Source organism: Rhizobium leguminosarum bv. viciae (assembly GCF_012276115.1).
GTDB lineage: Bacteria > Pseudomonadota > Alphaproteobacteria > Rhizobiales > Rhizobiaceae > Rhizobium > Rhizobium leguminosarum_T.
On record NZ_WIEU01000022.1, the window covers coordinates 20,587 to 45,366 of the forward strand.

Sequence of the window (24,780 nt, forward strand, 5' to 3'; positions counted from 1 at the left end):
CTTTCAGAACTATCGGACAGATCTTATTCGACGTCCGCCCTGCGCAGTGCTTCCAGCGTCGGCATGGAGGTGACGTTGAAGCCGGCGTCGACGAAGTGGATTTCGCCGGTGACGCCGGAGGAAAGGTCGGAAAGCAGGTAGAGAGCCGAGTTGCCGACCTGATCGATGGTCACGGTCTTGCGCAGCGGCGCATTGCGCTGGTTCCAGGAGAGGATCGCGCGCGCATCGGAGATGCCGGCGCCGGCAAGCGTGCGGATCGGACCGGCGGAAATGGCATTGACGCGGATGCCGCGCGGGCCGTAGTCGGCGGCGAGATAGCGCACCGAAGCCTCGAGCGCTGCCTTGGCAACGCCCATGACGTTGTAATTCGGGATGACGCGCGTCGAGCCATTATAGGTCAGCGTCAGCATCGCACCACCATCTTCCATCAACGGAGCGCAGCGCTTGGCGATCTCGGTGAAGGAGAAACAGGAAATAACCATGGTGCGGCTGAAATTCTCACGCGTCGTGTCGGCGTACAGACCCTTCAGCTCGTTCTTGTCGGAAAAACCGATGGCATGGACGATGAAATCGAGCTTGCCCCAGCGCTCGCTTATCGCGTCGACCACGGCATCGACCGAGGCGATGTCCTCGACGTCGCAGGGCAGGACGAAATCCGAGCCGACCTCGGCGGCAAGCGGCCTGACGCGCTTGCCGAGCGCATCGCCCTGATAGGTGAAGGCGAGTTCCGCACCCTGTGCGGCGAGAGCTTTTGAAATTCCCCAGGCGATCGAGTGGTTGTTGGCGACGCCCATGACGAGCCCGCGCTTACCCTGCATGATTCCCGTCATATTATTATTATCCGTTATAGCGCTGGAAGACGAGCGTAGCGTTGGTGCCGCCGAAGCCGAAGGAGTTGGAGAGGGCAATGTCGATCTTGGCGTCGTCGATACGCTTGCGCACGATCGGGACGCCTTCGAATTCGGGATCGAGCTCGGTGATATGGGCGCTTTCGCCGATGAAGCCTTGCTGCATCATCAGCAGGGAATAGATCGATTCTTGCACGCCGGCAGCGCCAAGCGAATGGCCGGTCAGCGACTTGGTCGACTGGATATGCGGGATCTTCGAGCCGAATACTTCGCGGATGGCGCCGATTTCCTTGCTGTCGCCGACCGGCGTCGAGGTGCCGTGGGTGTTGACGTAGTCGACATCGCCTTTGACGGTGGCGAGCGCCTGGCGCATGCAGCGAATAGCGCCTTCGCCCGACGGGGCGACCATGTCGTAGCCGTCCGAGGTTGCGCCGTAGCCGACGATTTCGGCATAGATCTTGGCACCGCGGGCCTTGGCGCGTTCCAGCTCCTCGAGCACCAGCACGCCGGCGCCGCCGGCAATGACGAAACCATCTCGGTTGATGTCATAGGCGCGCGAGGCGCTGTCCGGCGTGTCGTTATATTTGGAGGACATGGCGCCCATGGCGTCGAAGAGGTTGGACATCGTCCAGTCGAGATCCTCGTGGCCGCCGGCAAACATCACGTCCTGCTTGCCCCACTGGATCATCTCGGCGGCGTTGCCGATGCAATGCGCCGATGTCGAGCAGGCCGACGAGATCGAATAATTGACGCCGTGGATCTTGAACCAGGTGGCGAGCGTGGCCGATGCAGTCGAGGACATCGCCTTCGGCACGGCAAAGGGGCCGATGCGCTTCGGGCTGTTGTTTTTTATGGTGATCTCGGCAGCTTCGATCAGGGTGCGGGTGGACGGGCCGCCGGAGCCCATGATGATACCGGTGCGCTCATTGTTGCCGATATCCTTGTCCTCGAGACCGGAATCGGCAATCGCCTGCTTCATGGCGACATGGTTCCAGGCGCCGCCCTGCGACAGGAAACGCATGGCGCGGCGGTCGACCAGTTCGGCAAGTTCCGCCGAACCGAGTTTTGGACTGCCCCAGACCTGGCACTTGAACCCATGTTCGGCGAAATCGCTCGAAAAGGAGATACCCGACTTTGCCTGCCGCAAGGATTCGGTGACTTCGGTCGCGTCGTTTCCGATCGAGGACACGACACCCAGACCCGTGACAACTACCCGTCTCATCTGATCAAACCTTTGTTGTTTTCGTCAGCCGCTCGAAATGCGGTTTCAGGCCGTCTTGTCTTTCGATAGACCGACGCGAAGATCGGCCGCCTGATATATGGTCTCGCCGTCCGCCTTTAGCCAGCCGTCGGCGGTGCCGAGGACCAGACGGCCGCGCATGACACGCTTGAAGTCGATGCCATATTCGATCAGCTTCGTCTGTGGCCGGACCATGCCCTTGAATTTTACTTCGCCGGTCGAAAGCGCCATGCCGCGGCCTTCTTCGCCGAGCCAACCCAGAAAGAAACCGGTCAGCTGCCACATGCCGTCGAGACCGAGGCAGCCCGGCATGATCGGATTGCCTTCGAAATGGCAGGGAAAATACCAGTCGTCCGGGCGCACGTCGTATTCCGCCCTGAGGTAGCCCTTATCGAAGGTGCCGCCCGTTTCGGAAATCTCCGTGATGCGGTGAACCATCAGCATGGGCGGCAGGGGCAGCTGCGCATTGCCGGGGCCGAACAGCTCGCCATGTGCGCAAGCGATGAGTTCTTCATACGAGAAGCTGGACTGTCTGGTCGTCATAAAGTTTCTTCTTCCCCCCGCGTCAAGCCGATGGATGTGAACGTGTAGTCCAAGTTCTTCAGAAAATGAAGCACAAGCAAGGCAGCTTCATTCATCGCCCCGGACCAGGCTTGCGCCATTATTTGGTGGTCGCATACAGGAAGGCTAGGGCTGGGACCAGACCTAATTGCGTCAAAAGCCCGTTTTTGCCGCGTTTATCAGGCTCCCGTCCCCATTGAACTATTGAAAGGCTCCGATGCAAAAGTTATACCGCTTAAAGAAACATGATTGCTTTATGCCAGAATAACCGGAGTTGGTTTTGATGACGGGTGCATTCCCGATCGCAATAGAGGTAAGGCTGCGCGGTGCGGGCCTGCGGCCTACTCGCCAGCGTGTCGCGCTTGGCGACCTCCTGTTTGCCAAGGGCGACCGGCATTTGACCGTCGAGGAACTGCATGAGGAGGCGGTTGCCGCCGGTGTGCCGGTGTCGTTGGCAACCGTTTACAACACGCTGCACCAGTTCACGGAAGCCGGTCTCATCCGCGTTCTCGCCGTCGAGAGCGCCAAGACCTATTTCGACACCAATGTTTCCGACCATCACCATTTCTTCGTCGAAGGCGAAAACGAGGTTCTCGACATTCCCGTCAGCAACCTCACGATCGCCAATCTGCCGGAACCGCCCGAAGGCATGGAGATCGCCCATGTCGACGTGGTGATCCGCCTGCGAGCGAAGCAGAGCTGACGACGCCTCTAAAGCGCGACGCGATCTTTCAGATTCGCTCCTCGCGCTTTAGATCTTTGTTTTTACGCATGTCGTTGTCGCAAAACCGCTTCACACTTTTGCGCGACATGCTTTAGCGCGTCGCACCGAATCGGCCTCATGCGACGCCCTTTAGATCTTTATTTTTATGCATGTCGTTGTCCCAAAACCGCTGCGCACTTTTGGGCGACATGCATTAGGCTTCACATGACATCGTCGGGATGCCGGCCGGGCTTGTGCCTGTAGGTCGGGAAGGTCCAGCCGAACCACAGCGCTCCACCGCGCACCCCAAAGGCCGCCACGACGCCGCAGGCAGACGCCAGATAGAGCTGCATTCCAAGCGCATTGGCGAGCGTAAACACGCTGGCGCCGATGAGGGCCGCGGTCACGTAGATTTCCGGCCTCAACAGCACCGAAGGCTCGTTTGCCATCAGATCGCGCAGGATGCCGCCGAAGGTCGCCGTCAGCGTGCCGGTGACGATCGCAATTGTCGGCGAACCGGTGGCGGCGAGGCCCTTGGCAGCGCCGATCACGCAATAGGCGGCAAGGCCGATCGCATCCAGCCAGATCAGCAGCCGATAGCGCGATTCCAGCAGGTGAGCGGTGAAGAAAACGATGACGCCCACGATGCAGCAGACGAGGATATAGGCGGGGTTCAGCACCCAGAAGACCGGCACGCGGCCGAGCACGATATCGCGCACGGTGCCGCCGCCGGTTCCCGTCACCATGGCGAAAAACAAAAAACCGATCAGGTCCAGTTGCTTGCGCGAGGCGGCAAGAGCGCCTGTTGCGGCAAACAGCGCAATGCCGGCATAATCGAGATAGACGAGCAGAGACATGCGAGCCCCGGAACCGGCGGAAGTTCAGAGCATGATGCCGAAAAGTGTGAGCGGTTTTCGGACGACATCATGCTCTCACTCTTGAATTGAGAACAGGATTCAGATTTTAGGCCAACTAGGCCTAAAATCATCCTGTTCTCGGGAATCAATCACGGCGGCAAGGGCGGCGCAAGGCGGCGGCGCCATAAAGCCAAGCGCGTCTTGTCGAGTCGGATTCGTGCGACGCGCTTTAAGTCTTTATTCGATGCATGTCGTTGTCCCAAACCGCTGCACAGTTTTGGATGACATGTATTGCTACAGAGCCTTTATCCAAAAGAGGAAAGCCGTGAAAACGCTGGTGCTCGCCGTTCTGAATATCGTCCTGCTGCTTGCCATGCCGGCTGTCGCCCTCAGTCAGCAATCACTGATCTCCGACCCTGAGATCTACGAGAAGAAACATTTCCAGGAGCAGTGCAAGACGGCCGAGTTTGCCGACGGTTTCATCATCCGGCAGGACATCAACAATGACGGCCTGATCGACGCGGTGGTCAACGAGGGCCAGCTGACCTGCGACGGGCAGAAGGGGCCGCAATGCAATGACGACGGCTGCACCTATAATTTCTACCTGCAGGTTGCCGAAGGCGGTTATTTCATGATCGCGACGGCACAGATCTATGGCTACGATTTCGTCCAGCGCTTCGGCAACATGGTCCTGGCGATGAAGATGCATCCGCGCTTCTGCGACCGCACCGAAGGTGATCCCTGCATCGTGACGGCCCGCGTCCGCGGCACGAAATTCGTCACCATCTCGAAGAAGTAGCTCTCAGCTCGGATAGAGTTCGGACGTGCGGCCGGCGAGATAATAACCGACCAAGCCGTACCATTCGCGGATCGCCGTCGCCATGTTCTGCGCATTGAGGTTCGGCTGGGTAAAATCCAACCCCGGCCTCACCTGGCCGTCGGTGCGATAATCGGTCGGCCAGGGCACGATATCGATGCCGAGCTTGCGGAAGATGCCGACGGAGCGCGGCATGTGGAAACCCGACGTGATCAGCAGGCAATTGGAAAGCCCCTGGCTTGCCAGGAATTCCTTGGTGTTGACGGCGTTTTCGAAGGTCGTGCGCGATTGCCTCTCCTCGATCAGGCGATCCCTGCCGACGCCGAAGAGCGGGAAGAAACGCTCGGATGCCGCCGCATCGCCTTCATAGATGCCTGAGATGGAGCCGTCGCCGCCCGATACCAGAATGCGCGACTGCGGAAATTTCTGCGCCAGCCGCAGGGCTTCGACGAAGCGGTCGGCTCCACCATTGAATTCTATGCCGTGGCGCGCCGTGTTCACCTCGTTTTCGAAGGCGCCGCCGAGCACGATCATGCATTGCAGGCTATCGGGATCGACGACGGGCTTTGCAAACCGCTGCTCGAGACCCTGCATCAGCAGGTTGCCGGCCGTGGTGTAGAGCGTGACGAAGAGGATGAGGGCTGAACCGGCTGCGCCGAGGACACTTAAGATACGCCAGCGCAGAAGTCCGGCAAGCAGGGCAAAGAAGACGAGGAAGAATGCCAACGACAGCGGCTGAGCGAAAATCCAGACAAGCTTCGAAATCAGAAACAAGACCCACTCCTTTAGGATTGGCGGCGGTCCTTTTTATCCGATTCGACGGTAACGGGAATGCGACGGTTTTATTTCGCGCGCGTGATGGCCGATCCGCTCGGTGCGATCTTCTGATTGAAGCGGCGCTGAAGCGGCCGCGGGATGAGCATGGCGACAAGCGCAAGCACCATGGCGAAGATGGAGACCAGCCACAGCGCGTGCGCACCCGTCAGCCGTGTCAGGACGGCCCCGGCGATCGCGCCGAGCACCATACCGCCCCAGGGCACGATCTGGATCGTCCATTCGACACGACGATCGCCGATGATCCAGCGGCCGATGCCGCGGCCGAAACGCGACAGGGCGCCGGTCACGTAGGTCAGCCCGATCGGCAGGCCTTCGATGTGTTCGACGGCAGCATTCACCATGCCCATGGAAAAAACGATCATGTAGAACCGTGCGAAGAGCATGTTCTGCACCGTCATCATCGAGGCGAGTGCCAGAACCAGCCCGACGCAGCCAAGCACCACGAAGATGCGGCGCTCGGAGACATGGGAGATGACGATGCCTGCCGCATTGCCAAGCACGAAGACGATGATGGCGCAGACCAGGACTGCCGCGTGATAAAGATTGCCCTCGCTCAAGGCCAGTGCGGCACGCGTCGTATTGCCTGTCATGAAGGAAACGAAGTCGCCGGTGAGCAGAAGACCGGTCGCATCGGTCATGCCGGCCAGAAAGGAAATCGAGCCGACGAGGGCGAGCCCGGTCAGGGTTCGGCGGGTCCGGATGATGCGGCGGCGTCTTGATCTGGTCATTGGGTGAGGGTCCTGGAGCCGAATCGCTGAGATTGCGGCAACAACATACATCTACTCATTGAGGAATTGGCAAAGGCGATCGGAAGGTGGGGCGGACTTGAACGACAACATATTTTCGGCCATAGAGGCGGCGTTGCTTCAGATCGAAGCTCCGTAAGCGTTTACGTCAATCAACGCGCAACCCGTCGATCGGTGCTGCGCAATTGTCTGATCGACACCTTACGGAGATCAAAATGCCCAAAGGCAAACTCCCCAAACGTTACAATACGATCGTCATGCCACTCATCCTCTCGCTGCTGATGACATCAGTCGTCTCGGCGATCAGCATCGTGAGAGCACAGGGCCTGACCGCGCCTGCACTTGCCATGTGGCCCTCCGCATGGGCACTCTCCTGGGCGATCGCCTTTCCCGTCCTGCTATTGGTTCTGCCAGTAGTCAAGCGGGTGACGGCTGTTATCGTCGAGATGTGAAGAGCGTGAGGCGCCGGCTGGCTGCGCAAGCGGCCCGCCGGAGTTCAGGTCGGGGGAGCGCCTTTTCCAAGACACTGCGGGAAAATATCGATCTGTTCAGCCGGATTGCGTCCGCGAAATATGATCGTGGCGAGGTCGAACCGGATGGGCGCATCCGAATGGCGCAGATGATCTCCTTGCATGGCGGCAACGTGCGCATGTCAAAACCAAGCCGGAAAACGTTGGACGGATTTCGGAGTGAAAACTCTGCAGCTGGAGCGTGATCATCCGATGGGTCCAGACGTTGCCGGCCCATCCAATCGTGAAGGCACCTGCGCCGTATATGTCATTTCGTCATCCGCAAGCCGTCCTTCAGCGACGTTCAGATAGGTTTGCGCCGCGAAGCGCCCATACGCCGAGAACAACGAGGAGAATGCCGCAGATGAAAGCATTCCAAACGAGGAGCGGCTCTTGAACGTACTGGAGAATCCATGGCGAGGCGACAAGCCAGACACCGATCAGAAGATTAACCCATTCTTCCCAAAAACGGTACGATGCCAGAGCAGCCAAGCCTAGGATAGAGATAGCGGTTCCGCAGACAAGGAAATTCCAGGCGGCCGACCCCATAGGCATGGAGTCCGGACTAAATCTTCCGAATGCCCAAGGGGAACTGATGAGCCATATTCCCACGATAAAGGCGACGTGGTCTTGCCAACGGCGACGGTTCATTGCTGATCTCCTTGCTCTCCAGAGCCATTCACAGTCATGCAGCTCAGGTCATGGCGTTGGATCGACATTCATTGCAGCTGAGGAAATTCCCCGGCTGCCGCTTTGGGTGCCGGCGATATCAGAGCCGGCCCAGCGCGTCGTCCGTGGACGTCTGCCCGAACTGGTCGAGCGCCTCTTCGAGATAATCCGGCAGGAGGGGCAGGCCGAGAAGATAAGCCGCCGTGCGCGTATTGTGCGCATCGGCAGCCAAGCTGCGCAGTTCATCCCAATCATCGACATTCCCATCGCCTCGGCCGAGCCATGCCAACGCGACCAGGTCGATCTGTTCGTCTTCGTTGAGAGCCCAGATTGCACTCCTGAGTTCCGCCTCGACGGGATCGTCGTCATGGTCCTCCAGCACTTCGATCATCCCATCGTCACTCGCATTCGAGCCCGGATCGGGTTCAGTGACAACATCCTTGACGTCGAACTGCTTGCCCTTGAGGATGAGAAAGCGGACGGTCTCCGGCGAAATGCTCGGCCTCCATGCCTCGTTCACAGCGTCATTCATGAAGTGGCCTCCGCGCCCGCTATTTCATTTCAACTATACCACATGTGACATTGGAATGCCGTTGCATTGAGAAGGATCAATCTGGGCCGTCGTCACGTAACGAAAACGGCAAACGAGAATGGGCAGGACGTATCCTTGACGCGCGTCCATGCCGATTGACGCGTTTTCAAAAGGGTGCCGGTTTGCGAGATGAGGAGAAGCTGATGCAAGCGATGATTTTGGAAAGGATCGGGACCCCCTTGCGTCTGGTAGAGCGCGCTAATCCCGCACCTGGAACGGGCCAGTTGATGTTGAGGATCGAAGCTTGCGCCGTCTGCAGGACGGATCTTCACGTCTGTGACGGCGATCTTCCGAACCCGAAGCTTCCACTCGTTCCCGGCCATGAGATCGTCGGCATCGTCGAGGCTGTTGGGGAAGGTGTCGCGTCATCGCGCATAGGGCAAAGGGTTGGTGTGCCCTGGCTCGGCCACACATGCGGCTGCTGCTCGTTCTGCCGCACCGGAGATGAAAATCTCTGCGACGAGCCGCAATTTACCGGCTATACGCGCGACGGAGGTTTTGCCACCCATGTGGTTGCCGACGCAGATTATGCATTTGCACTTGACGGCGAGACCGATCCGGTCGCTCTTGCGCCGCTGCTATGCGCGGGTCTCATTGGCTGGCGTTCGCTGAAAAAGGCTGGTGACGGTGCCCGAATCGGACTTTACGGATTCGGTGCAGCCGCCCATATCATCGCGCAAATATGCCGCTGGCAGGGCCGTCAGGTCTATGCTTTCTCACGCACCGGCGATGAGGCAGCGCAACGTTTCGCGCTCAGCCTTGGCGCTTCGTGGGCGGGAAGCTCGGATGAACCTTCGCCCGTCATGCTCGACGCGGCAATCATCTTCGCTCCGGTCGGCGAACTCGTGCCGGCAGCGCTGAAGGCGGTGCGCAAGGGCGGCAGGGTCGTCTGCGGAGGTATCCACATGAGTGATCTTCCGGCTATGCCCTATGCGCTGATTTGGGGGGAGAGAAGCGTTGTTTCGGTCGCAAATCTCACGCGCAAGGATGCGGAGGAATTCTTCCCCATCGCCCGCCAGGCAGGCATCAGAACCCATACGATTGTCTATCCGCTTACCGAAGCCAATACGGCGCTTGACGACTTGCGTGCCGGTCGATTGAGCGGAGCGGCCGTCTTGAAGCCTTGAGCCACGGGCCTATTGCTGGGCTGCAACTGCGGATGTGGTTTCGAGTTCCCGCAGGGTTGCACTCAGCCGTGCAGCAAGCGGTGGCGTTCGCGCGGCGATGAAGCCATTCAGCTTGAGTTTCCCCTTGCAGTCGCAAATGAGGGACGTTCCGTCCGTCTGCAGGACGCCGCCAGCTGCTTCGATGATCGCCTGGCCGGCAGCGCAGTCCCAGATCATCGTCGGGGCGAGGCGCAGACAGAAATCGGCCTCGGCCGTGGCCAGCAGAGCGAATTTCAGTGATGAGCCGATTTCTTCAAAATCGTAGGGCTGCAGCACGGCCAGGAGCGCTTCGGTCCGGGGATCGTGATGAGAGCGGCTGACGACCGCGATCGGATGACGCCGCGGAGCGGAAGGGCGGCGCAGACTGCGGCGCTGACCGCCGGCTGTTTGCTCGAATGCAAGTCCGGCGCCGTAGGAGAAGAAAAGCCGGTCACGGGCGGGTGCATAGATCAGTCCCGCGCTCGCATGGCCATCCTCGACCAGGGCGATATTGACAGCAAACTCGTCTCGGCCTTCCATGAATTCCTTCGTGCCGTCGAGCGGATCGATTACGAGAACGGCATCTGAGTCCTTGCGGGCCTCGAAGACAAGGCTATCTTCTTCGCTGACGACAGGCATTGCCGAAAAGAGCGCCAGGCATGCTGCGCGCAGGATGTCATTGCTGGCAAGATCGGCGGAGGCGACGGATGAACCGTCCTGTTTGGCTCTTACCGCAACGTCGTCGTCCTGCAACGCGAGCGCGGCATCGCCGGCTTTCCGGATCACCGGGATCAGCGCTTCGACAAGCTGCCTTCTCGAAGACAGGTTCATTTTCATCATTGATGCGGGTCAATGCATTGTCGCGGAGGCAGGGCGATGCTTTCGATAGTGCGGCATGTCAGCTGAAAGTTTGCAGATGATCACGGAAGACCAGTCGGCAACCATTTCCTTTCTCAACGACGCATTGCCCCAGGATGGGCAGCCGGTCGAAGTGATCGAGACGCATATCTCGCGCATTTTTCTTGCCGGGGACCGCGCCTATAAGATGAAGCGCGCCGTGAAGCTGCCCTATGCCGATTTCTCCTCGGCGGAGAAAAGGCTGGCGACATGCCGGAGAGAGGTGGAATTGAACACGCCCACAGCGCCCGGCATCTATCTCGGTGTCAGGACGATCACGCTGGAAAAGGACGGTGGCCTTGCGCTTGATGGTCAAGGGACCCTGCATGATGCTCTGGTGGAAATGCGGCGTTTCGATCAGTCGCTGCTACTCGATCATATCGCCACCTCCGGCGGATTGACCTCGTCGATGATGACATCCCTTGCAAGGGCGATCGTCGGTTTTCATCGTCTCGCGCCGGTCGTGAATGCCAACGGCGGGGCGGCTAGCATGGCTGCGGTGCTGAAGGTCAATAAGGCCGGCTTTGCGACCAGCCATGTCTTTTCCGCCAAGGAGATCGAGGAACTGACCGGGGCCTTCGAGAGGCACCTCGCGCGGCTCGCCCAGCTCCTGGACCGACGGGGGCTGGCCGGCAAGGTCCGGCGTTGCCATGGCGACTTGCATCTCCGCAATATATTCTTGCTTGATGGCGAACCATGCCTGTTCGATTGCATCGAGTTCAACGATCAGATTGCCACCACTGACATTCTCTACGACCTCGCCTTCCTGCTGATGGATCTCTGGCATCGTGGGCATCCCGAGTTCGCGAACCTCGTGATGAACCGTTATCTCGACGAGACGGACGAGGACGACGGCTTTGCAGCACTGACGTTCTTCATTGCCGTACGCGCTGCCGTGCGGGCTCATGTGATCGCCACTCAGACGGAGGATGCCGGTGATCGTGCGGCCATGTTGACCGATGAGGCGCGCTCCTATTTCCAGCTCGCCCGGTCTCTCCTGCATCAGGTGCCGGGACAACTCGTCGCGCTCGGCGGCCTCAGCGGATCGGGAAAGACAACGCTTGCAGAAGTGCTGGCGCCGCGGATCGGCCTCGCGCCGGGAGCACGCATCATCGAAAGCGACCGCATCCGCAAAGCAATGCACGGCGTTCCGGCGGAGACCAGGCTGCCGAAGGCCGCGTACCGGCCAGAGGTCTCGGCAAAGGTCTATCAGGAGATGGCCTGGCGCGCTCGTCTCATCCTTGCGGAAGGCAGTTCGGCGGTGGCCGATGCGGTCTTCGACAAGCCGGTCCACCGGCGGATGATCGAGGAAGCGGCGGAAGAAGGCCACCATCCCTTTTCGGCCTTCTGGCTCGAAGCCGATCCGGCACTGCTGTGGCAGCGCGTTGCGGCACGGGTTGGCAGCCCCTCCGACGCGACGGTCGATATCCTGGCGCACCAGCTCGCGCATGAGACAGGCGCCGTCGCATGGCCGCGCCTCGACGCCACGCAGCCCGCCGAAAGGCTCGCCGAGGAGATCATGCTGCGCATTAAGGCAAAAGTCCTCGATCCCGTCCCCTGTCAACCGGCAGACTGCTCGTCCTGAGCCGCATCAGCCGTCCGCTAGCGCGACCGCATGATGCCGTCAGGCGAAATGGCTGGCATAGTCAAGCTGAAGCCAGCGCCCTGCTTTCGTCGCCGGACGATTGCGGATCGAACAGCGTCCGTTTTCACCACGGGCCGTGCTGACCTTCAGCGCGTTTTGATGACGCGGCCTTCTCACTATGCGATTTGCGTTAGGTCAATGAGCAAATCTCGCCCGCCGCTAATGTACATTTCGTGTTCAGAGGAGGCACGCGATGATCGTAAATGACCGTGAACTGGCGGACTATTTTTCCGCGCTCGCCAACGCCAGCCGTTTATCTGTGCTGCGCACGCTGGCCAAGGGTGAGATCTCAGCCACGGAACTCGCCACAAGTGTCGGCCTCAGCCAGTCGGCGTTATCGCACCATCGGAACGTGCTCAAACGCCAGCAGGTCGTCAAGGCGCGCCGCGAAGCTCAAACGATCTATTATTCGCTCGCCAGCCATCGAAGCGAGAAAGCCGTCTCTCTTCTCAACGGCATATTGTTTCCCGGCGGGCTGCAGATGTCGAAGTTCGGCTTCTCGGACTTCAGCCCCGAGGCCGCGTGAAGATCGACGATCGGCCGGAGCCTCGATCCTGCCAAGGTGGCCTGCCGCAGATCCCACAGTGTGATGGTGCGATCCATTCGGTTGAATGGAGGCAAGCGCTTAGTCTCAAATTGTCAATCGTACTTGTGTGAGGCTCAAAGGCGAGGCTTGGTACGGACTCACAACGGCTTGCTCTAGTGAGACGATTGGTGTAGCAAAAATAGTTCTGTAATAGTAGAGCGCCTAGGAGCGGAGAACTCAATGTCCGACATCTCGATTGCCATCCCACAGCACCTCGTTTCCGAAATCGTTATTCGGTCGAGAGGACGTGCCGACGTTGCTGGCCTTATCTCAAATATTGTTGGTGACTACCTTGATCGGACGCTAGGGGACGCCGTTATCTGGTCGGATTCGCACGCAGAAGAGGTTGCCGAAAGCCTGCAGAGCGAAGAAGAGCACTTCGGGGACCCGACGAAAGGATATTACTGGCATCGGGTCTTCCTTCCCAACGGGACCTTACTCAAAGCTCACTACAAGGGAAAAGAAAGCACCGCAGAAGTAAGGCATCAGCAGATTTACTTTGACGGTAACCCGTGCTCCCCATCGCAATTCGCCAGCATGGCCGCCAACAATACCTCGCGCAACGCGTGGCGAGACCTTTGGATACGTCGGCCCGGAGAGAAGTGGCACCTCGCGAACAGCTTGCGAGATGCATAGAGGTATCGAAAGCTTGAACCAATCTAGTGCCGGCGTGGCTCAGAAATCGCATGTATTTGGGTCCCATCGAGGGGTACCGGGGGGAAATCGCGCGGTCACTGGCACGTAGCTGGCCTCTGAGATGCGTGACCCCTAAATTCAAGGGGGACTCTCCCTCGGTAGCGTTCCGTTCGTCGCAATTGATCTTGTTTGGCACGCTCACCTAGCGACCGCCCATTATGAGAATGACTGCCGCAAGATTGTTGGGCGCGTTGCGCTTCATGACGCCAGCCAAGATGCTAAAAGCCGGGAGGCCTGGAAGCGCAGCAAAGAGCTGTTCCTCCCGACCTTCGGAATTGACCTAGCGCAGATCCCAACGCGAACATTGGGCATGTCAGCTAACTGCATCATGTATCGCGGTGTGCTCGACGGCTAGCTGCAATGGTGCAGGCCGAGTCTTAACCGCATGATGACATTAAGCGTGGGAAGTGCAAGGAGAAGGCCTCCCTCACTGCATTCCACCCTTCGATATCATGGGGGTGTTTCCATTTGACTGTATTGAGTACCCTGTATCCGGCGGATTTCAGCTCCTCCGCAAGGACCTTCTCAAACGCACCGACAATATTTCGAACCGGTATATGCAATTCCATCAACGCCGCGCGGTCGTCACCGTCCTTTCTTCTCACCTCTTCGAAAAGGGGGCCATGCGAAATGAGATGAAAGGTCCCACACTCCTCGGCCTCTATGCCTTCAGCTTTGAGGTGTCTGCGTAGTGCGTTCTGATTGGGAGCATAACCTAGATGTTGGCCCATGCGAGTGAACGGAGCGGTTGCGTGGGGGCTGGAATTGTCGCCTGTGCGGCCAACATAGAGCATCTCACCCTTCGTGGTCTCCACACGCCAAACATACAGCCAAAAGCCCCTGCGGAGCATAGCGGCAGGGAGGGTTAGAATATGCGTGCCAGCCGTCAATCGCTCATCCTCCCCCAACAAGGATAGGGCCTTGCACACTCCGCCACTTGCGGACGCCGAACGCAGCGTCTTGATTGTCTTTTTGGCAATAGAGTTGAGAGGGTCGGCTGCCCAGCTTCTCGTGGGTGCCGGTCAAGCTCATAGTTCCGAACGTTATCAGCTTACCAGAGCCGAAAGTATTGTCGTCGCGCTCAAACTCGATATCCGTCTCGATAGGCGGCTCAGTCGTTTGCCAGTCAGATGTGTTGCTCAACTCCAGACCTCCCCTGGTCCCTTTATCATCACCCGGTTCTTGCGCCAGCTGGTATAGTCAGCGGCCATCACCAATCCGCTTGGCGTGAAGGCATCCGGGGTGGCCTCCATTTCATACACCATGTCTCGATCTGCTCTGATCCGTCTAGGTGGGAACGCCTTTTTCGTTCGAAAGCAGCAGTCCTCGAAGTGCCTGCATTATGACGCTCGTCCGCTTCTAGCAATCGGCGGCGCTCAAAAGGCGTCACGCTATTAAGAAGTGAACACGCGAGGATTTGGAACACGTGCTAGGCCTTCTTTTCTAAGGCTCTCTTCACATGGTTCCGCATGTTTCGCCGATAGTTGCGGAGCTGCTTGAAAATTGGGAGTCCAAGTGGGGCGGTGATGCTTGCTGCCTTGGTGGCGTACGTCCAGAAAGTCCAATTCTTGACGTTGTCGGCCTTAGACTCGAAGTCGTGGACTCGGCCGTATCGTTGAAGGAAAGTGCTTAGGTTGACATCGGTAAGAATATCGCTTGACGATTTGCCGGGGTAACGCTGGACCAACGAAAGCGCTAGCCTCATTGCACTTGACGCAGCCTTCCTTTGGAGCCCGCTTAGCGTGCTGTCTCGAAGGAACATGCTGTTTCCATCATAGCGAAAACCCAGGTACTCGATGCCATTCTTACCCTGTTCTCCAGCAATTCTGATCCAAGTTTGGTCTCCACCGGTTCCCCAATATCGGAAGATGGCAGACTTCTCAGCCTTGATTTGAAGCTTCGGACCGTGACAGACAATCTCTTGACGAACCCACGCTTCCAGGTCGACAGCAGCATCTGCCTCGATTGGCGCAACGATAAGAATGTCATCGGAGTATCTGAAGTAGGCCCCTCCCAGCTCTCTCACTCTGGTTGCTACAACCTTGTCAAACTGCATGAGATAGAAATTTGCGAGCAGGTCCGAGATGGGGGAGCCTTGTGGTATTCCGTAAGGTTTGCGGTGAACTTCGATGAGCGAACGTAGACCATTTCCGCCTGCGATCTTCTGACGGAAATCCGTCCCGTTGCAAAGCTGTAATGGTATCGCGCTCTCATCCACCAGAAACCCTTTGATAGGGACGCCATCTCTGGAGACGTGCTTTTGTCCCCAAAAACCGAGGCGCTCGTAAAGCCCCTCTCGATCTATCACAGAATACCGGGTCATTGCCTTGAACACTGCATAGTGATCGGGCGGGAGGCGGCTGACCTTTAGTAAATCGCACCAACGGGCCCGAAGCATTTCGTGATCAAGGCTTTCGAAGAAGCTACTGATATCGAGAGCGATTGCGCTGCAGTTACCAAGTTTCCTAATTGCGTTCACGGCATCCAGCGCAAAGTGGATGTTGCACTTGCCGCCACCACCTGGGTTCGCGATTCGCCGATATGCAAGAACACTGTCACCGAGGTCGAGTTCCTTGAGCCTGGCTTCGAATGGAGCTGAAAGAAGGTGACGATAGTAGCTGAAGATATAGGCGTCGGCGCGAGCCGCGAAGCGAATGGGCCGCTCCTTGACTTTGCCCTTCGTGCCCTTTGCGGTGAACTTGGTCCATCGCTGGTGATACAAGATGAACGGATAGAAGGAATGAGCAGCAACTCTTGCAGGGTCCGAAGCAAGCGCACGAGCCTCTGTCTCAGTTAGAAAAGAATCAAAGTGAGGATACATTTTCGGCCTGAAGGCCCAACCGTCCAAAGCAGACGAGCGAGAGGGAGCAAGGTGACCATGTGCCCTTATAGTCACAACCTTGCTCCGCACCGTTTAGGATGTAAGGCACTTCTTCGATGTAATCGTCTATATTGTCAGTATGCTGTCCAGCATATGGCATCGTCGTCATCACAAGGAAATCCTAATGGATCTCATCATAAATATTCTCGGAAACCTTGACAGTTTCAACTAAAGCTCGGACGCCTCCAGTCTGAAGACTATCGCGCCAGATGCGACCCATTTGCGGAGCGCGAGTATATATAGGAGATGCAACCGCTTAATTGCAAGTCTCCAAGTTGCAAAAGAAGTGTTTCCCCCAACCTGGATGCAGACCTGCATGCTACAGCTAGCGTTGGTAGCCACAGGTGGAAATGGCAATGGTTCCCGCTCCGCTCGCCATCACCCCTGCGCCCGGCCGATAAGTTTCTGTTGCGGACCACGTCATGATGAACTCGACTAGGCTCTGATCCTAGAAGAAGCTGCCGGTGCCTTTGCGCCGCCGGGTCTCGGCGGTGCGCTCGTCCCAGACTTCCTGCCAAATGCGATAGGTAGAGGCCACCAAACTTTCCAGCTCGTCCAGCGAATAAAGGTCAACGCCGTCATCACTGAAGAACCGAACGGCGCGGCAGTCCTGCTCGTCATCAGCACCGAAGCGGATAATAGCAAAGTTGATGTCTGAAAAATCGTCATCAGAGGCCCGAATGCGCTCATGCATCATGGAGAATGCAAATCGCCGCGCATCTTGGGTCAAACCTCGGGTCCGGCGAGGGTCTATGAAGACTGCGTAGGGCTGCTCCTCGAGCGCCAAGACCATAGGTAGCCAGAAACTTACCTTGCGCCCAATCCCCATAGCCAGCGGAAAAAAATCATGGTGCCTTCCTGTAACCCCGGCTGAGGTGGCGAACGCGTGTAGCGCCTTGGCAATTTGCCTATTGTTCTTTAGCTCAGCGCCCGCCTTGCAGACCCGAACCAACCGCTCATCAACCTTGTCGTAAGGTGTCGCCTCGGAGAGACCAAACAAAGCAGGCTGTATGTTGAAGAGGTCACCGAAGCAGGAGCGAACATGCTTGTAGGAGAAGGTAGAGAAGCCGGACTTCATTTGCCTCAGAGCGGCCCGCTTCATGTCGTCCGGGAGGGGAGCAATCCGCGCTAGATCAGTGTCAGGCAAAAGGGGTGTCGTCACTTGGGTCTCCAGATAACGGTTCCGCACCGATCGAGACCTTATGGTGACGGAATCGATCAATGATTACAGTATCGGAGATTCGCAAACCGAATGCAACTTCTGCCTTTGCCCGGTCCACCACATGCGACCATGGAGAGTCCTTTGCGTGAGAAAGGTCCACGAGACGGCCGGTGGGCATGCGACCATAGGAATTGAGAACCTGCTGAAGCAAGCCGGTCAACCGAACGTCGCTAGGAGTCGTTATCGCGCGGGGTTGGCCTGTGAGGATGTCTTGGCCTTTAGCCCGAAACGTGATTGCCGATGAACCGGCATCCTTGAATGCGCGATAGGCGGACGGGTGCACCGGACCGTACTGCCATGCCTCGAAATAGCCTGAGACAAGTGGCGTCTTGGTCTGCATCAGGTAAATGCCATGGGCGAAGTAAAGCAGCTTTTGGAGGGAGAGGTTCGTGAGCTGAATGCCAAGCCTATCCGCTTCATCCAGCATGAGGTTCGCTACAGCCCGTGGGTCATATCCCCCGCTCATGACATATTGCTCATCTCTCCGATGGTTGGCCTGTAGTTTCGCCTAACGCGAATCGAAAAGCTACGCTGCTGGTGGTTAATATCCTCGATACCCACGGCGGTGGGTACTTCCCGTGGGTACTTTCTTGGGTACTTAGGCCGACTCATGGGTTGCCATATCCCATTGATTTCAATGAACAACAGCGTACCCGAGGAAATTTGGTGGAGCTAAGCGGGATCGAACCGCTGACCTCTTGCATGCCATGCAAGCGCTCTCCCAGCTGAGCTATAGCCCCATCAAGGTGGTCCGGCTCATGGCCGGTCCTGGGATACTCGTAAGGCACGTGCCCTGCGGAGTGGCGGCTTATTACTTCCGGATTCCGGAGATAGCAAGCCTAAAAAATCTGGCCCGGAGAATTTTTTCCTCGCCGGGCCGAAATGCGGTCTCAGACTTCGTCGTCGTCGCCGGTCACGCCGATGATATCGCTCATGTCGTCATCATCGTCATCTTCGTCGGGGGTGAGGAAGGTATCGTCGTCGTCATCGCCTTCGATTTCGACATCGTCGTCGCCGATATCGGGGATGTCGTCGCCAGAGGCGGCATCATCGGCATCTTCCAGCGAAACCAGTTCGACTTCGGTGTTTTCAGTATCGACTTCCGCGACCTCCTCTTCCTCGGCAACGTCGGCGATCGCCGAGGTTTCTTCGAAGAAGGACAGAGGGTAGGACTTGCCGGTATAAGGAGAGACGATCGGATCCCGGTTCAGATCATAAAACTTCTTGCCGGTTTCCGGATCGGTACGCTTGGTTCCAAGTTCCGCTTTCGCCACTATAAGCCTCGTGTGAATAGCCGAATATGAGATTCGGCAGATGCCGTTCAAGCCGGCGTTCCATCGGAATTTATAAGCCGGTCCCCTTAATCGCTGTGGCTTCCCATGTCAAAGCCAAACTTTGCGATCGGAGCGCCGGGTTTTTGGCAAGCCGACGGATGACCGCCCGGCGCGTTTATGTTAACGAGCCGCAACAGCTGCAGAAGCGGGCGGGAATTGCGACCGGCCAAGCCTGTCTTGCGGCAAAAATAGACTGCGTTTGCAAAGGATTACGCCATGCTGCACGGCTCTGCGTCCAGGCCCGCCACCGCCCGCAAATCCGCCAGTCTCAGTGGCAGCGTCCGCATTCCGGGCGACAAGTCGATCTCGCATCGTTCCTTCATGTTCGGCGGGCTCGCCTCTGGCGAAACGCGGATCACCGGCCTGCTCGAAGGCGAAGACGTGATCAATACCGGCCGGGCAATGCAGGCGATGGGCGCCCGAATTCGCAAGGATGGCGCGCAGTGGGTGATCGACGGCACCGGCAACGGTGCGCTGCTCGCGCCCGACGCGCCGCTCGACTTCGGCAATGCGGGCACCGGCGTGCGGCTGACAATGGGCCTCGTCGGCACCTACGATTTTCGCTCCACCTTCATCGGCGACGCCTCGCTTTCGAAACGGCCGATGGTCCGTGTGCTCGCTCCGCTGCGCGAAATGGGCGTGCAGGTCAGCGCATCCGAAGGCGACAGGATACCGGTGACGCTCAGAGGCCCGGGAACGCCGAGCCCGATCCGCTATCGGGTGCCGATGGCATCCGCCCAGGTGAAATCGGCCGTGCTGCTTGCCGGTCTCAATACGCCGGGTGTCACCACGGTCATCGAGCCGGTGATGACGCGCGACCATACCGAAAAGATGCTGCAGGGTTTTGGCGCCGCCCTTTCCGTCGAGACGGACGGGGATGGCGTCCGCACGATCCGGCTCGAAGGCCGTGGCAAGCTTAAGGGCCAGGTGATCGACATTCCGGGCGATCCCTCCTCCACCGCCTTCCCGCTGGTTGCGGCGCTGCTTGTCCCCGGCTCCGACATCACCATCGTCAACGTGCTGATGAACCCGACCCGCACCGGGCTGATCCTGACGCTGCAGGAGATGGGGGCCGATATCGAGGTGGTGAATGCACGTCTTGCCGGCGGCGAGGACGTGGCGGATCTGCGCGTGCGCCATTCCGAGCTCAAGGGCGTCACCGTTCCCGAAGAACGGGCGCCGTCGATGATCGACGAATATCCTATCCTCGCCGTCGCTGCCTGTTTCGCCGAGGGCGCGACGGTCATGAAGGGGCTGGAGGAACTGCGCGTCAAGGAATCCGACCGTCTTTCCGCCGTCGCCGACGGGCTGAAGCTGAATGGCGCCGACTGCGACGAGGGCGAGGATTTTCTCATCGTGCGCGGCCGGCCAGACGGCAAGGGCCTCGGCAACGCTGCCGGCGGTAAAGTCCGGACGCATCTCGACCATCGCATCGCCATGAGTTTCCTTGTCCTGGGGCTTGCCTCGGAGCATGCTGTGACGATCGACGATGCGGCGATGATCGCGACCAGCTTTCCGGAATTCATGCAGCTGATGACCGGCCTTGGAGCGAAGATCGAGTTGGTGGCGGAATGATCTGCCAGCTGCCGCATTTCCGCGAAGACAAACTCATTCGCCGTTTCGGTGCGCTGCCGCAGGATTGATCGTATGACGAACGAGACCTTCACCATCGCCATCGATGGCCCGGCGGCAGCCGGCAAGGGGACGCTCTCGCGCCTCATCGCAGAGCGCTACGGATATCACCATCTCGATACCGGCCTGACCTATCGCGCCACGGCCAAGGCACTGCTCGATGCCGGCCTGCCGCTCGACGACGAGGCGGTGGCGGAAAAGATCGCGAGAGAGGTTGAACTCGCCGGATTGGATCGCGATATACTTTCCAAACATGAGATCGGCGAAGCCGCCTCGAAGATTGCCGTCATGCCGGCGGTGCGCCGGGCGCTGGTCGAGGCGCAGCGACGGTTTTCGACGAAAGCGCCGGGAACGGTGCTCGATGGGCGCGATATCGGCACGGTCGTCTGCCCGGATGCACCGGTGAAGCTCTATGTGACGGCGTCGCCGGAAGTCCGCGCAAGACGCCGTTATGACGAGATCCTCGGCAAAGGCCTGACGGCGGATTTCGATGCGATCTTCGAGGACGTCAAGCGGCGCGACGAACGCGACATGGGACGGGCCGACAGCCCTTTGAAACCAGCTGATGATGCGCACTTGCTTGATACGTCGGAAATGAGTATAGAGGCCGCGTTTCAAGCTGCTCAATCGATCATCGATGCGGTCTTGAGCCGAAATGCCTAAATTCAAGCGATTTTGCGTGCTCTGAGCATGGATCGCTTCTAATATAGCAAGCCTGAAATTCCGTCCAAGCGCCGGATTGCCTTCGTAAGAGAGGGCGGACTGGGTTCAGGCCCGTTCAACGCAAACCAACCGGCGCATACGTGTCCGCTTCCGTTTCAGGACACGCAGGAGATTTTATGTCAGTAGCTACCCCCTCCCGCGAGGATTTCGCGGCTCTTCTCGAAGAGTCCTTTGCCAAGAACGACCTGGCCGAAGGCTACGTCACCAAGGGCATCGTCACGGGCATCGAGAAGGACGTCGCCGTTGTCGACGTCGGCCTGAAGGTTGAAGGCCGCATCGCGCTCAAGGAATTCGGCGCGCGCGCCAAGGACGGCCTGTTGAAGGTCGGCGACGAAGTCGAAGTTTACGTCGAGCGCATCGAAAACGCGCTTGGCGAAGCCGTTCTGTCGCGCGAGAAGGCTCGCCGCGAAGAAAGCTGGGTCAAGCTCGAAGCCAAGTTCGAAGCTGGCGAGCGCGTCGAAGGCGTGATCTTCAACCAGGTCAAGGGCGGCTTCACGGTCGACCTCGACGGTGCGATCGCCTTCCTGCCGCGTTCTCAGGTCGACATTCGTCCGATCCGCGACGTGACCCCCCTGATGCACAACCCGCAGCCCTTCGAAATCCTCAAGATGGACAAGCGCCGCGGCAATATCGTGGTTTCGCGCCGTACGGTTCTGGAAGAATCCCGTGCCGAGCAGCGTTCTGAAATCGTTCAGAACCTCGAAGAAGGCCAGGTTGTCGACGGCGTCGTCAAGAACATCACCGATTACGGTGCGTTCGTTGACCTCGGCGGCATCGACGGCCTGCTGCACGTCACCGACATGGCATGGCGCCGTGTGAACCATCCGTCGGAAATCCTGAACATCGGCCAGCAGGTCAAGGTTCAGATCATCCGCATCAACCAGGAAACCCACCGTATCTCGCTCGGCATGAAGCAGCTCGAGAGCGATCCGTGGGATGGCATCCAGGCCAAGTATCCCGAAGGCAAGAAGATTTCCGGTACCGTTACGAATATCACCGACTACGGTGCATTCGTCGAGCTGGAGCCGGGCATCGAAGGCCTGATCCACATCTCGGAAATGTCCTGGACCAAGAAGAACGTTCACCCCGGCAAGATCCTGTCCACGAGCCAGGAAGTCGAAGTCGTCGTTCTCGAAGTCGATCCGTCCAAGCGTCGTATCTCGCTCGGCCTCAAGCAGACGCTGGAAAATCCGTGGGCAGCATTCGCCCGCAGCCATCCGGCCGGCACTGAAGTCGAAGGCGAAGTCAAGAACAAGACCGAATTCGGCCTGTTCATCGGCCTCGACGGCGATGTCGACGGCATGGTGCACCTCTCCGACCTCGACTGGAACCGTCCGGGCGAACAGGTCATCGAGGAGTTCAACAAGGGTGACGTCGTCAAGGCGGTCGTTCTCGACGTCGACGTCGAGAAGGAGCGCATCTCGCTCGGCATCAAGCAGCTCGGCAAGGATGCAGTCGGCGACGCCGCTGCTTCTGGCGACCTGCGCAAGAATGCAGTCGTTTCCTGCGAAGTCGTCGCGGTCAACGACGGCGGTGTCGAAGTGAAGCTCGTCAACCACGAGGACATCACTTCCTTCATCCGCCGTGCCGACCTCGCCCGCGACCGCGACGAGCAGCGCCCCGAGCGCTTCTCGGTCGGCCAGGTGTTCGACGCCCGCGTTACCAACTTCTCCAAGAAGGACCGCAAGATCATGCTGTCCATCAAGGCTCTGGAGATTGCGGAAGAGAAGGAAGCCGTCGCCCAGTTCGGTTCGTCCGACAGCGGCGCTTCGCTCGGCGACATTCTCGGCGCAGCCCTGAAGAACCGCGGCGGCGAATAAGCCTCGCATCCGCCTTTGAATTGAAGAACCCGCCGGATCGCTCCGGCGGGTTCTTCATTTTCAGGCTTTAAAAAAAGCTATTCCCAGCCGACCATGCGCTGATAGAGAGCATAGACCGGATCGGCGGCCGCGCCTGCCGGCTGATGAGCCACCGGTTCGGCATCGATCATCCTCGGGGTCCTCCGCGCGGGTGCTGCGTCGGTCTCTTCGCCGTCGGGCTCGGCATCCTCGCCGCCGGGCTGCGCCTGCTGCTCGTCCTGGTTCTGATCCCGTGGGGCGCCGTCGCGATGGTGCTGGTGCTGGTGGTGGGTTTCGCCTGCCTTTTCGTTCGACAGGATATCCTTGGCGAACTGATAGGGCAGCTGGGTGTAGGCAAGTCCCTCCGGCATTCTTGCCACCAGCGGCACATAGGGGGATTCGATCGTCGCCGGGAGCGGCATCATTTCCGCTTGTGCGGAGACTTCCCTCGGCTGGCGGGTCTCGACAACCAAGGGCGGGATACCCGGCTGCGACGGGCGGAGCGCTGCGGTCTGGCGGACGTCCGGCACGGCAAGTTCCACCGGCTGCTTGGTCAAGCTCCCGGTCGCCTCGCTGATGACGGCCTCATCGAGGATCGTATCGATTTCCACCGCCGCCTCGACGGGAACATCCTCCAGCACGGTTTCGATTTCCTGCTCGCGGATGAGGGTGGCGATCATCTCCGAGGCTTCTTCGGTCATGGAGGCGACGATCCCTGCCCAGTTCCTGGGAATGACGGGATCGGCCTTGTCGGACGCTATACGGGGCTGAACGGCCGATTGCTCCACCGCCTCCTGCGTATCCTCGATTTTGTCCAGATCCGTTGACAGTAATTGTTGGGCTTCGATCTCCTGCGGCAGGGATTCTTCCGCGGCGACTTCCGCTGCCGCCACCGGGGCAGGCTGGACCGAGGCTTCTTCAGGCTGTGGCGTTTCCGGATCGGCGGCCTCGACAGTTTCGGCGATAAGCGGCTCTTCGGCAGTCACGAGCGCTGCAGCCTCGGTCAGCGGAGCGACCAATACCGGCACCTTTTCCGCCAGCTGGCGCGTGGCGGCAGCCGGCCTGTTGTCCTCATGCAGCTGGATTTCCGGGCGGGCTTCGGCGCGCATCGGCGAAGCGTCGTTCTGGCGATAGGAGCGCATAACGGCGCGGGCGGCGAGATCGCGATCCTTGTAGCGAACGATTTCCAGATAGGCGACGATGCGGGCGGCTTCCGGGCCTGTCGGGTTTTTCAGAGCTTCGGCAATGGTCCGCAGCGGCAGACCGTGGCCTTGCGCGGTCAGCTGGCGCTCGACCTCGTCGATTCTCGCGGCCGGCAGCCGCCGGATCGCATCGGCAAGCCGGGAGGCGAAGGCAAGATTGCTCTCATCATCTCCACGATCGAGCGAAATCGCGCGGCCTGCCGCATCGATGACATCGAAAAGGGCTTCGACCATGCGCTCGCGCGCTGCAAGGAGCAGAATATTGAGCTTGCCGGCAATGGCGGAATTGAGGTCTGCGGCTTCGACGGCGTTGACAGGCGCAGGGGCAATCACCGAGCGGCCGAGACCACTGGCGACGATCGCCGCTGTCTGACCCTGGGACGAAAAGCTTGCATTGGACGCTGCACGAACGGGAGTCAACATGGCATGCTCCTTTCGTAAAGTAACGATGAAAGCAGGCTCTAGAAAAGGACCGCGCTCATCCGGTCCCCTTGCATCCCAGCAGATCCTCCTGTCCGCATGACGCAGTTCCGGCGCCATCGAAATGCATAAAAATTAACAGGAATATTAATGAACAAGCGTTAATGAATCGCTAACGGC

General features: G+C 58.9%; 24 protein-coding genes and 1 tRNA gene. 10 read left to right on the forward strand and 15 right to left on the reverse strand.

Translation table 11 applies throughout. The features are described 5' to 3' along the window. Positions 1-23: 23 nt before the first annotated feature. Genes fabI through fabA form a run of 3 tightly spaced genes read right to left on the reverse strand, consistent with a single transcriptional unit; the run spans position 24 to position 2,631 of the window. On the reverse strand, positions 24-830 hold the full coding sequence (gene fabI / locus GFM02_RS28140) for an enoyl-ACP reductase FabI (RefSeq protein WP_168304625.1): 807 nt from the start codon (positions 828-830) through the stop codon (positions 24-26). 7 nt (positions 831-837) lie between these two features. Then, positions 838-2,070 carry a beta-ketoacyl-ACP synthase I gene (gene fabB, locus GFM02_RS28145; RefSeq protein ID WP_168323470.1) on the reverse strand — a complete coding sequence of 411 codons (1,233 nt, stop codon included), beginning with the start codon at positions 2,068-2,070 and terminating at the stop codon, positions 838-840. A gap of 45 nt (positions 2,071-2,115) precedes the next feature. Next, the gene (fabA, locus tag GFM02_RS28150) at positions 2,116-2,631 is read right to left on the reverse strand and encodes a 3-hydroxyacyl-[acyl-carrier-protein] dehydratase FabA (protein WP_011649939.1); all 516 of its coding nucleotides are present in this window, start codon (positions 2,629-2,631) and stop codon (positions 2,116-2,118) included. A gap of 301 nt (positions 2,632-2,932) precedes the next feature. Here fabA and irrA point away from each other — a divergent pair, with 301 nt between their 5' ends. Next, positions 2,933-3,352: an iron response transcriptional regulator IrrA gene (gene irrA, locus GFM02_RS28155; RefSeq protein WP_028743599.1), complete on the forward strand. Its 420-nt coding sequence runs from the start codon at positions 2,933-2,935 to the stop codon at positions 3,350-3,352. Between the two features lie 221 nt (positions 3,353-3,573). Here the strand turns inward: irrA and GFM02_RS28160 are convergent, their stop codons facing one another. Continuing rightward, the gene (locus tag GFM02_RS28160) at positions 3,574-4,209 is read right to left on the reverse strand and encodes a trimeric intracellular cation channel family protein (RefSeq protein WP_131640083.1); all 636 of its coding nucleotides are present in this window, start codon (positions 4,207-4,209) and stop codon (positions 3,574-3,576) included. A gap of 325 nt (positions 4,210-4,534) precedes the next feature. Here GFM02_RS28160 and GFM02_RS28165 point away from each other — a divergent pair, with 325 nt between their 5' ends. Then, complete coding sequence (locus GFM02_RS28165) at positions 4,535-5,008, forward strand: hypothetical protein (RefSeq protein ID WP_003544300.1); 474 nt, start codon at positions 4,535-4,537, stop codon at positions 5,006-5,008. Between the two features lie 3 nt (positions 5,009-5,011). Here GFM02_RS28165 and GFM02_RS28170 read toward each other — a convergent pair whose 3' ends face one another. Then, positions 5,012-5,800 carry a YdcF family protein gene (locus tag GFM02_RS28170; protein WP_168323471.1) on the reverse strand — a complete coding sequence of 263 codons (789 nt, stop codon included), beginning with the start codon at positions 5,798-5,800 and terminating at the stop codon, positions 5,012-5,014. A 68-nt stretch (positions 5,801-5,868) separates the two neighbouring features. After that, positions 5,869-6,591: a YoaK family protein gene (locus tag GFM02_RS28175; RefSeq protein WP_168323472.1), complete on the reverse strand. Its 723-nt coding sequence runs from the start codon at positions 6,589-6,591 to the stop codon at positions 5,869-5,871. A 233-nt stretch (positions 6,592-6,824) separates the two neighbouring features. On the opposite strand from GFM02_RS28175, the gene GFM02_RS28180 reads away from it, so the two are divergent. Further along, on the forward strand, positions 6,825-7,061 hold the full coding sequence (locus GFM02_RS28180; protein WP_018244246.1) for a DUF2798 domain-containing protein: 237 nt from the start codon (positions 6,825-6,827) through the stop codon (positions 7,059-7,061). Positions 7,062-7,412: 351 nt separating this feature from the next. Here the strand turns inward: GFM02_RS28180 and GFM02_RS28185 are convergent, their stop codons facing one another. Next, positions 7,413-7,769, reverse strand: coding sequence for an SPW repeat protein (locus tag GFM02_RS28185; RefSeq protein ID WP_168323473.1), 357 nt, complete (start codon positions 7,767-7,769; stop codon positions 7,413-7,415). A 118-nt stretch (positions 7,770-7,887) separates the two neighbouring features. After that, complete coding sequence (locus GFM02_RS28190) at positions 7,888-8,319, reverse strand: DUF3775 domain-containing protein (RefSeq protein WP_168323474.1); 432 nt, start codon at positions 8,317-8,319, stop codon at positions 7,888-7,890. Positions 8,320-8,522: 203 nt separating this feature from the next. Between GFM02_RS28190 and GFM02_RS28195 the strand changes: the two genes are divergently transcribed. Further along, positions 8,523-9,506: a zinc-dependent alcohol dehydrogenase family protein gene (locus tag GFM02_RS28195; RefSeq protein WP_168268230.1), complete on the forward strand. Its 984-nt coding sequence runs from the start codon at positions 8,523-8,525 to the stop codon at positions 9,504-9,506. 9 nt (positions 9,507-9,515) lie between these two features. On the opposite strand, the gene GFM02_RS28200 is transcribed toward GFM02_RS28195, so the two are convergent. Further along, positions 9,516-10,355 carry a 3'(2'),5'-bisphosphate nucleotidase CysQ family protein gene (locus tag GFM02_RS28200; protein ID WP_168323475.1) on the reverse strand — a complete coding sequence of 280 codons (840 nt, stop codon included), beginning with the start codon at positions 10,353-10,355 and terminating at the stop codon, positions 9,516-9,518. A 64-nt stretch (positions 10,356-10,419) separates the two neighbouring features. Here GFM02_RS28200 and GFM02_RS28205 point away from each other — a divergent pair, with 64 nt between their 5' ends. The 3 genes from GFM02_RS28205 to GFM02_RS28215 all read left to right on the forward strand — a co-directional run bounded on the left by GFM02_RS28205 (position 10,420) and on the right by GFM02_RS28215 (position 13,288). Then, entirely contained in the window at positions 10,420-12,006 is a 1,587-nt protein-coding gene (locus tag GFM02_RS28205) for an AAA family ATPase (protein WP_168323476.1), read from the forward strand. 253 nt (positions 12,007-12,259) lie between these two features. Beyond that, positions 12,260-12,592 carry an ArsR/SmtB family transcription factor gene (locus GFM02_RS28210; RefSeq protein ID WP_168323477.1) on the forward strand — a complete coding sequence of 111 codons (333 nt, stop codon included), beginning with the start codon at positions 12,260-12,262 and terminating at the stop codon, positions 12,590-12,592. A 240-nt stretch (positions 12,593-12,832) separates the two neighbouring features. Next, positions 12,833-13,288, forward strand: coding sequence for a hypothetical protein (locus tag GFM02_RS28215; protein WP_168323478.1), 456 nt, complete (start codon positions 12,833-12,835; stop codon positions 13,286-13,288). 1,489 nt (positions 13,289-14,777) lie between these two features. Here GFM02_RS28215 and GFM02_RS28220 read toward each other — a convergent pair. From GFM02_RS28220 to GFM02_RS28240, 5 genes are all read right to left on the reverse strand, one after another. Beyond that, on the reverse strand, positions 14,778-16,169 hold the full coding sequence (locus GFM02_RS28220; protein WP_168323479.1) for a reverse transcriptase domain-containing protein: 1,392 nt from the start codon (positions 16,167-16,169) through the stop codon (positions 14,778-14,780). A 508-nt stretch (positions 16,170-16,677) separates the two neighbouring features. Beyond that, positions 16,678-17,391, reverse strand: a complete 714-nt coding sequence (socB, locus tag GFM02_RS28225) for a type VI toxin-antitoxin system SocB family DNA replication inhibitor toxin (protein WP_168323480.1) — start codon at positions 17,389-17,391, stop codon at positions 16,678-16,680. Then, the gene (gene socA, locus GFM02_RS28230; protein ID WP_130772019.1) at positions 17,369-17,917 is read right to left on the reverse strand and encodes a type VI toxin-antitoxin system SocA family antitoxin; all 549 of its coding nucleotides are present in this window, start codon (positions 17,915-17,917) and stop codon (positions 17,369-17,371) included. The genes socB and socA overlap by 23 nt, the downstream gene beginning before the upstream one ends. 198 nt (positions 17,918-18,115) lie before the next feature. Beyond that, positions 18,116-18,191, reverse strand: a tRNA-Ala gene (locus tag GFM02_RS28235). Between the two features lie 150 nt (positions 18,192-18,341). Further along, positions 18,342-18,725 (reverse strand): TIGR02300 family protein, encoded by a 384-nt coding sequence (locus GFM02_RS28240; RefSeq protein WP_168323481.1) that lies wholly within the window; start codon positions 18,723-18,725, stop codon positions 18,342-18,344. A 276-nt stretch (positions 18,726-19,001) separates the two neighbouring features. Here GFM02_RS28240 and aroA point away from each other — a divergent pair, with 276 nt between their 5' ends. The 3 genes from aroA to rpsA all read left to right on the forward strand — a co-directional run bounded on the left by aroA (position 19,002) and on the right by rpsA (position 22,960). Then, a complete protein-coding gene (aroA, locus tag GFM02_RS28245) occupies positions 19,002-20,360 on the forward strand; it encodes a 3-phosphoshikimate 1-carboxyvinyltransferase (RefSeq protein ID WP_168323482.1) in 1,359 nt (452 codons plus the stop codon). A 72-nt stretch (positions 20,361-20,432) separates the two neighbouring features. Continuing rightward, complete coding sequence (gene cmk / locus GFM02_RS28250) at positions 20,433-21,080, forward strand: (d)CMP kinase (RefSeq protein WP_020052312.1); 648 nt, start codon at positions 20,433-20,435, stop codon at positions 21,078-21,080. Positions 21,081-21,256: 176 nt separating this feature from the next. After that, positions 21,257-22,960 (forward strand): 30S ribosomal protein S1, encoded by a 1,704-nt coding sequence (gene rpsA / locus GFM02_RS28255; RefSeq protein ID WP_168323483.1) that lies wholly within the window; start codon positions 21,257-21,259, stop codon positions 22,958-22,960. Between the two features lie 77 nt (positions 22,961-23,037). Here the strand turns inward: rpsA and GFM02_RS28260 are convergent, their stop codons facing one another. Further along, positions 23,038-24,603, reverse strand: coding sequence for a hypothetical protein (locus GFM02_RS28260; RefSeq protein ID WP_168323484.1), 1,566 nt, complete (start codon positions 24,601-24,603; stop codon positions 23,038-23,040). Positions 24,604-24,780 lie beyond the last annotated feature (177 nt).

Excerpts from the sequence above, each read along its gene's own strand:
- cmk (WP_020052312.1), top strand. The coding sequence starts at position 20,433 with ATGACGAACGAGACCTTCACCATCGCCATCGATGGCCCGGCGGCAGCC.
- rpsA (WP_168323483.1), top strand. The coding sequence starts at position 21,257 with ATGTCAGTAGCTACCCCCTCCCGCGAGGATTTCGCGGCTCTTCTCGAA.
- fabA (WP_011649939.1), bottom strand. The coding sequence starts at position 2,631 with ATGACGACCAGACAGTCCAGCTTCTCGTATGAAGAACTCATCGCTTGC.
- GFM02_RS28220 (WP_168323479.1), bottom strand. The coding sequence starts at position 16,169 with ATGTATCCTCACTTTGATTCTTTTCTAACTGAGACAGAGGCTCGTGCG.
- GFM02_RS28190 (WP_168323474.1), bottom strand. The coding sequence starts at position 8,319 with ATGAATGACGCTGTGAACGAGGCATGGAGGCCGAGCATTTCGCCGGAG.
- socA (WP_130772019.1), bottom strand. The coding sequence starts at position 17,917 with ATGAGCGGGGGATATGACCCACGGGCTGTAGCGAACCTCATGCTGGAT.
- GFM02_RS28260 (WP_168323484.1), bottom strand. The coding sequence starts at position 24,603 with ATGTTGACTCCCGTTCGTGCAGCGTCCAATGCAAGCTTTTCGTCCCAG.
- irrA (WP_028743599.1), top strand. The coding sequence starts at position 2,933 with ATGACGGGTGCATTCCCGATCGCAATAGAGGTAAGGCTGCGCGGTGCG.
- GFM02_RS28180 (WP_018244246.1), top strand. The coding sequence starts at position 6,825 with ATGCCCAAAGGCAAACTCCCCAAACGTTACAATACGATCGTCATGCCA.
- GFM02_RS28210 (WP_168323477.1), top strand. The coding sequence starts at position 12,260 with ATGATCGTAAATGACCGTGAACTGGCGGACTATTTTTCCGCGCTCGCC.
- GFM02_RS28205 (WP_168323476.1), top strand. The coding sequence starts at position 10,420 with ATGTCAGCTGAAAGTTTGCAGATGATCACGGAAGACCAGTCGGCAACC.
- GFM02_RS28160 (WP_131640083.1), bottom strand. The coding sequence starts at position 4,209 with ATGTCTCTGCTCGTCTATCTCGATTATGCCGGCATTGCGCTGTTTGCC.
- GFM02_RS28200 (WP_168323475.1), bottom strand. The coding sequence starts at position 10,355 with ATGAACCTGTCTTCGAGAAGGCAGCTTGTCGAAGCGCTGATCCCGGTG.
- aroA (WP_168323482.1), top strand. The coding sequence starts at position 19,002 with ATGCTGCACGGCTCTGCGTCCAGGCCCGCCACCGCCCGCAAATCCGCC.
- GFM02_RS28185 (WP_168323473.1), bottom strand. The coding sequence starts at position 7,769 with ATGAACCGTCGCCGTTGGCAAGACCACGTCGCCTTTATCGTGGGAATA.
- fabB (WP_168323470.1), bottom strand. The coding sequence starts at position 2,070 with ATGAGACGGGTAGTTGTCACGGGTCTGGGTGTCGTGTCCTCGATCGGA.
- GFM02_RS28175 (WP_168323472.1), bottom strand. The coding sequence starts at position 6,591 with ATGACCAGATCAAGACGCCGCCGCATCATCCGGACCCGCCGAACCCTG.
- GFM02_RS28195 (WP_168268230.1), top strand. The coding sequence starts at position 8,523 with ATGCAAGCGATGATTTTGGAAAGGATCGGGACCCCCTTGCGTCTGGTA.
- fabI (WP_168304625.1), bottom strand. The coding sequence starts at position 830 with ATGACGGGAATCATGCAGGGTAAGCGCGGGCTCGTCATGGGCGTCGCC.
- GFM02_RS28215 (WP_168323478.1), top strand. The coding sequence starts at position 12,833 with ATGTCCGACATCTCGATTGCCATCCCACAGCACCTCGTTTCCGAAATC.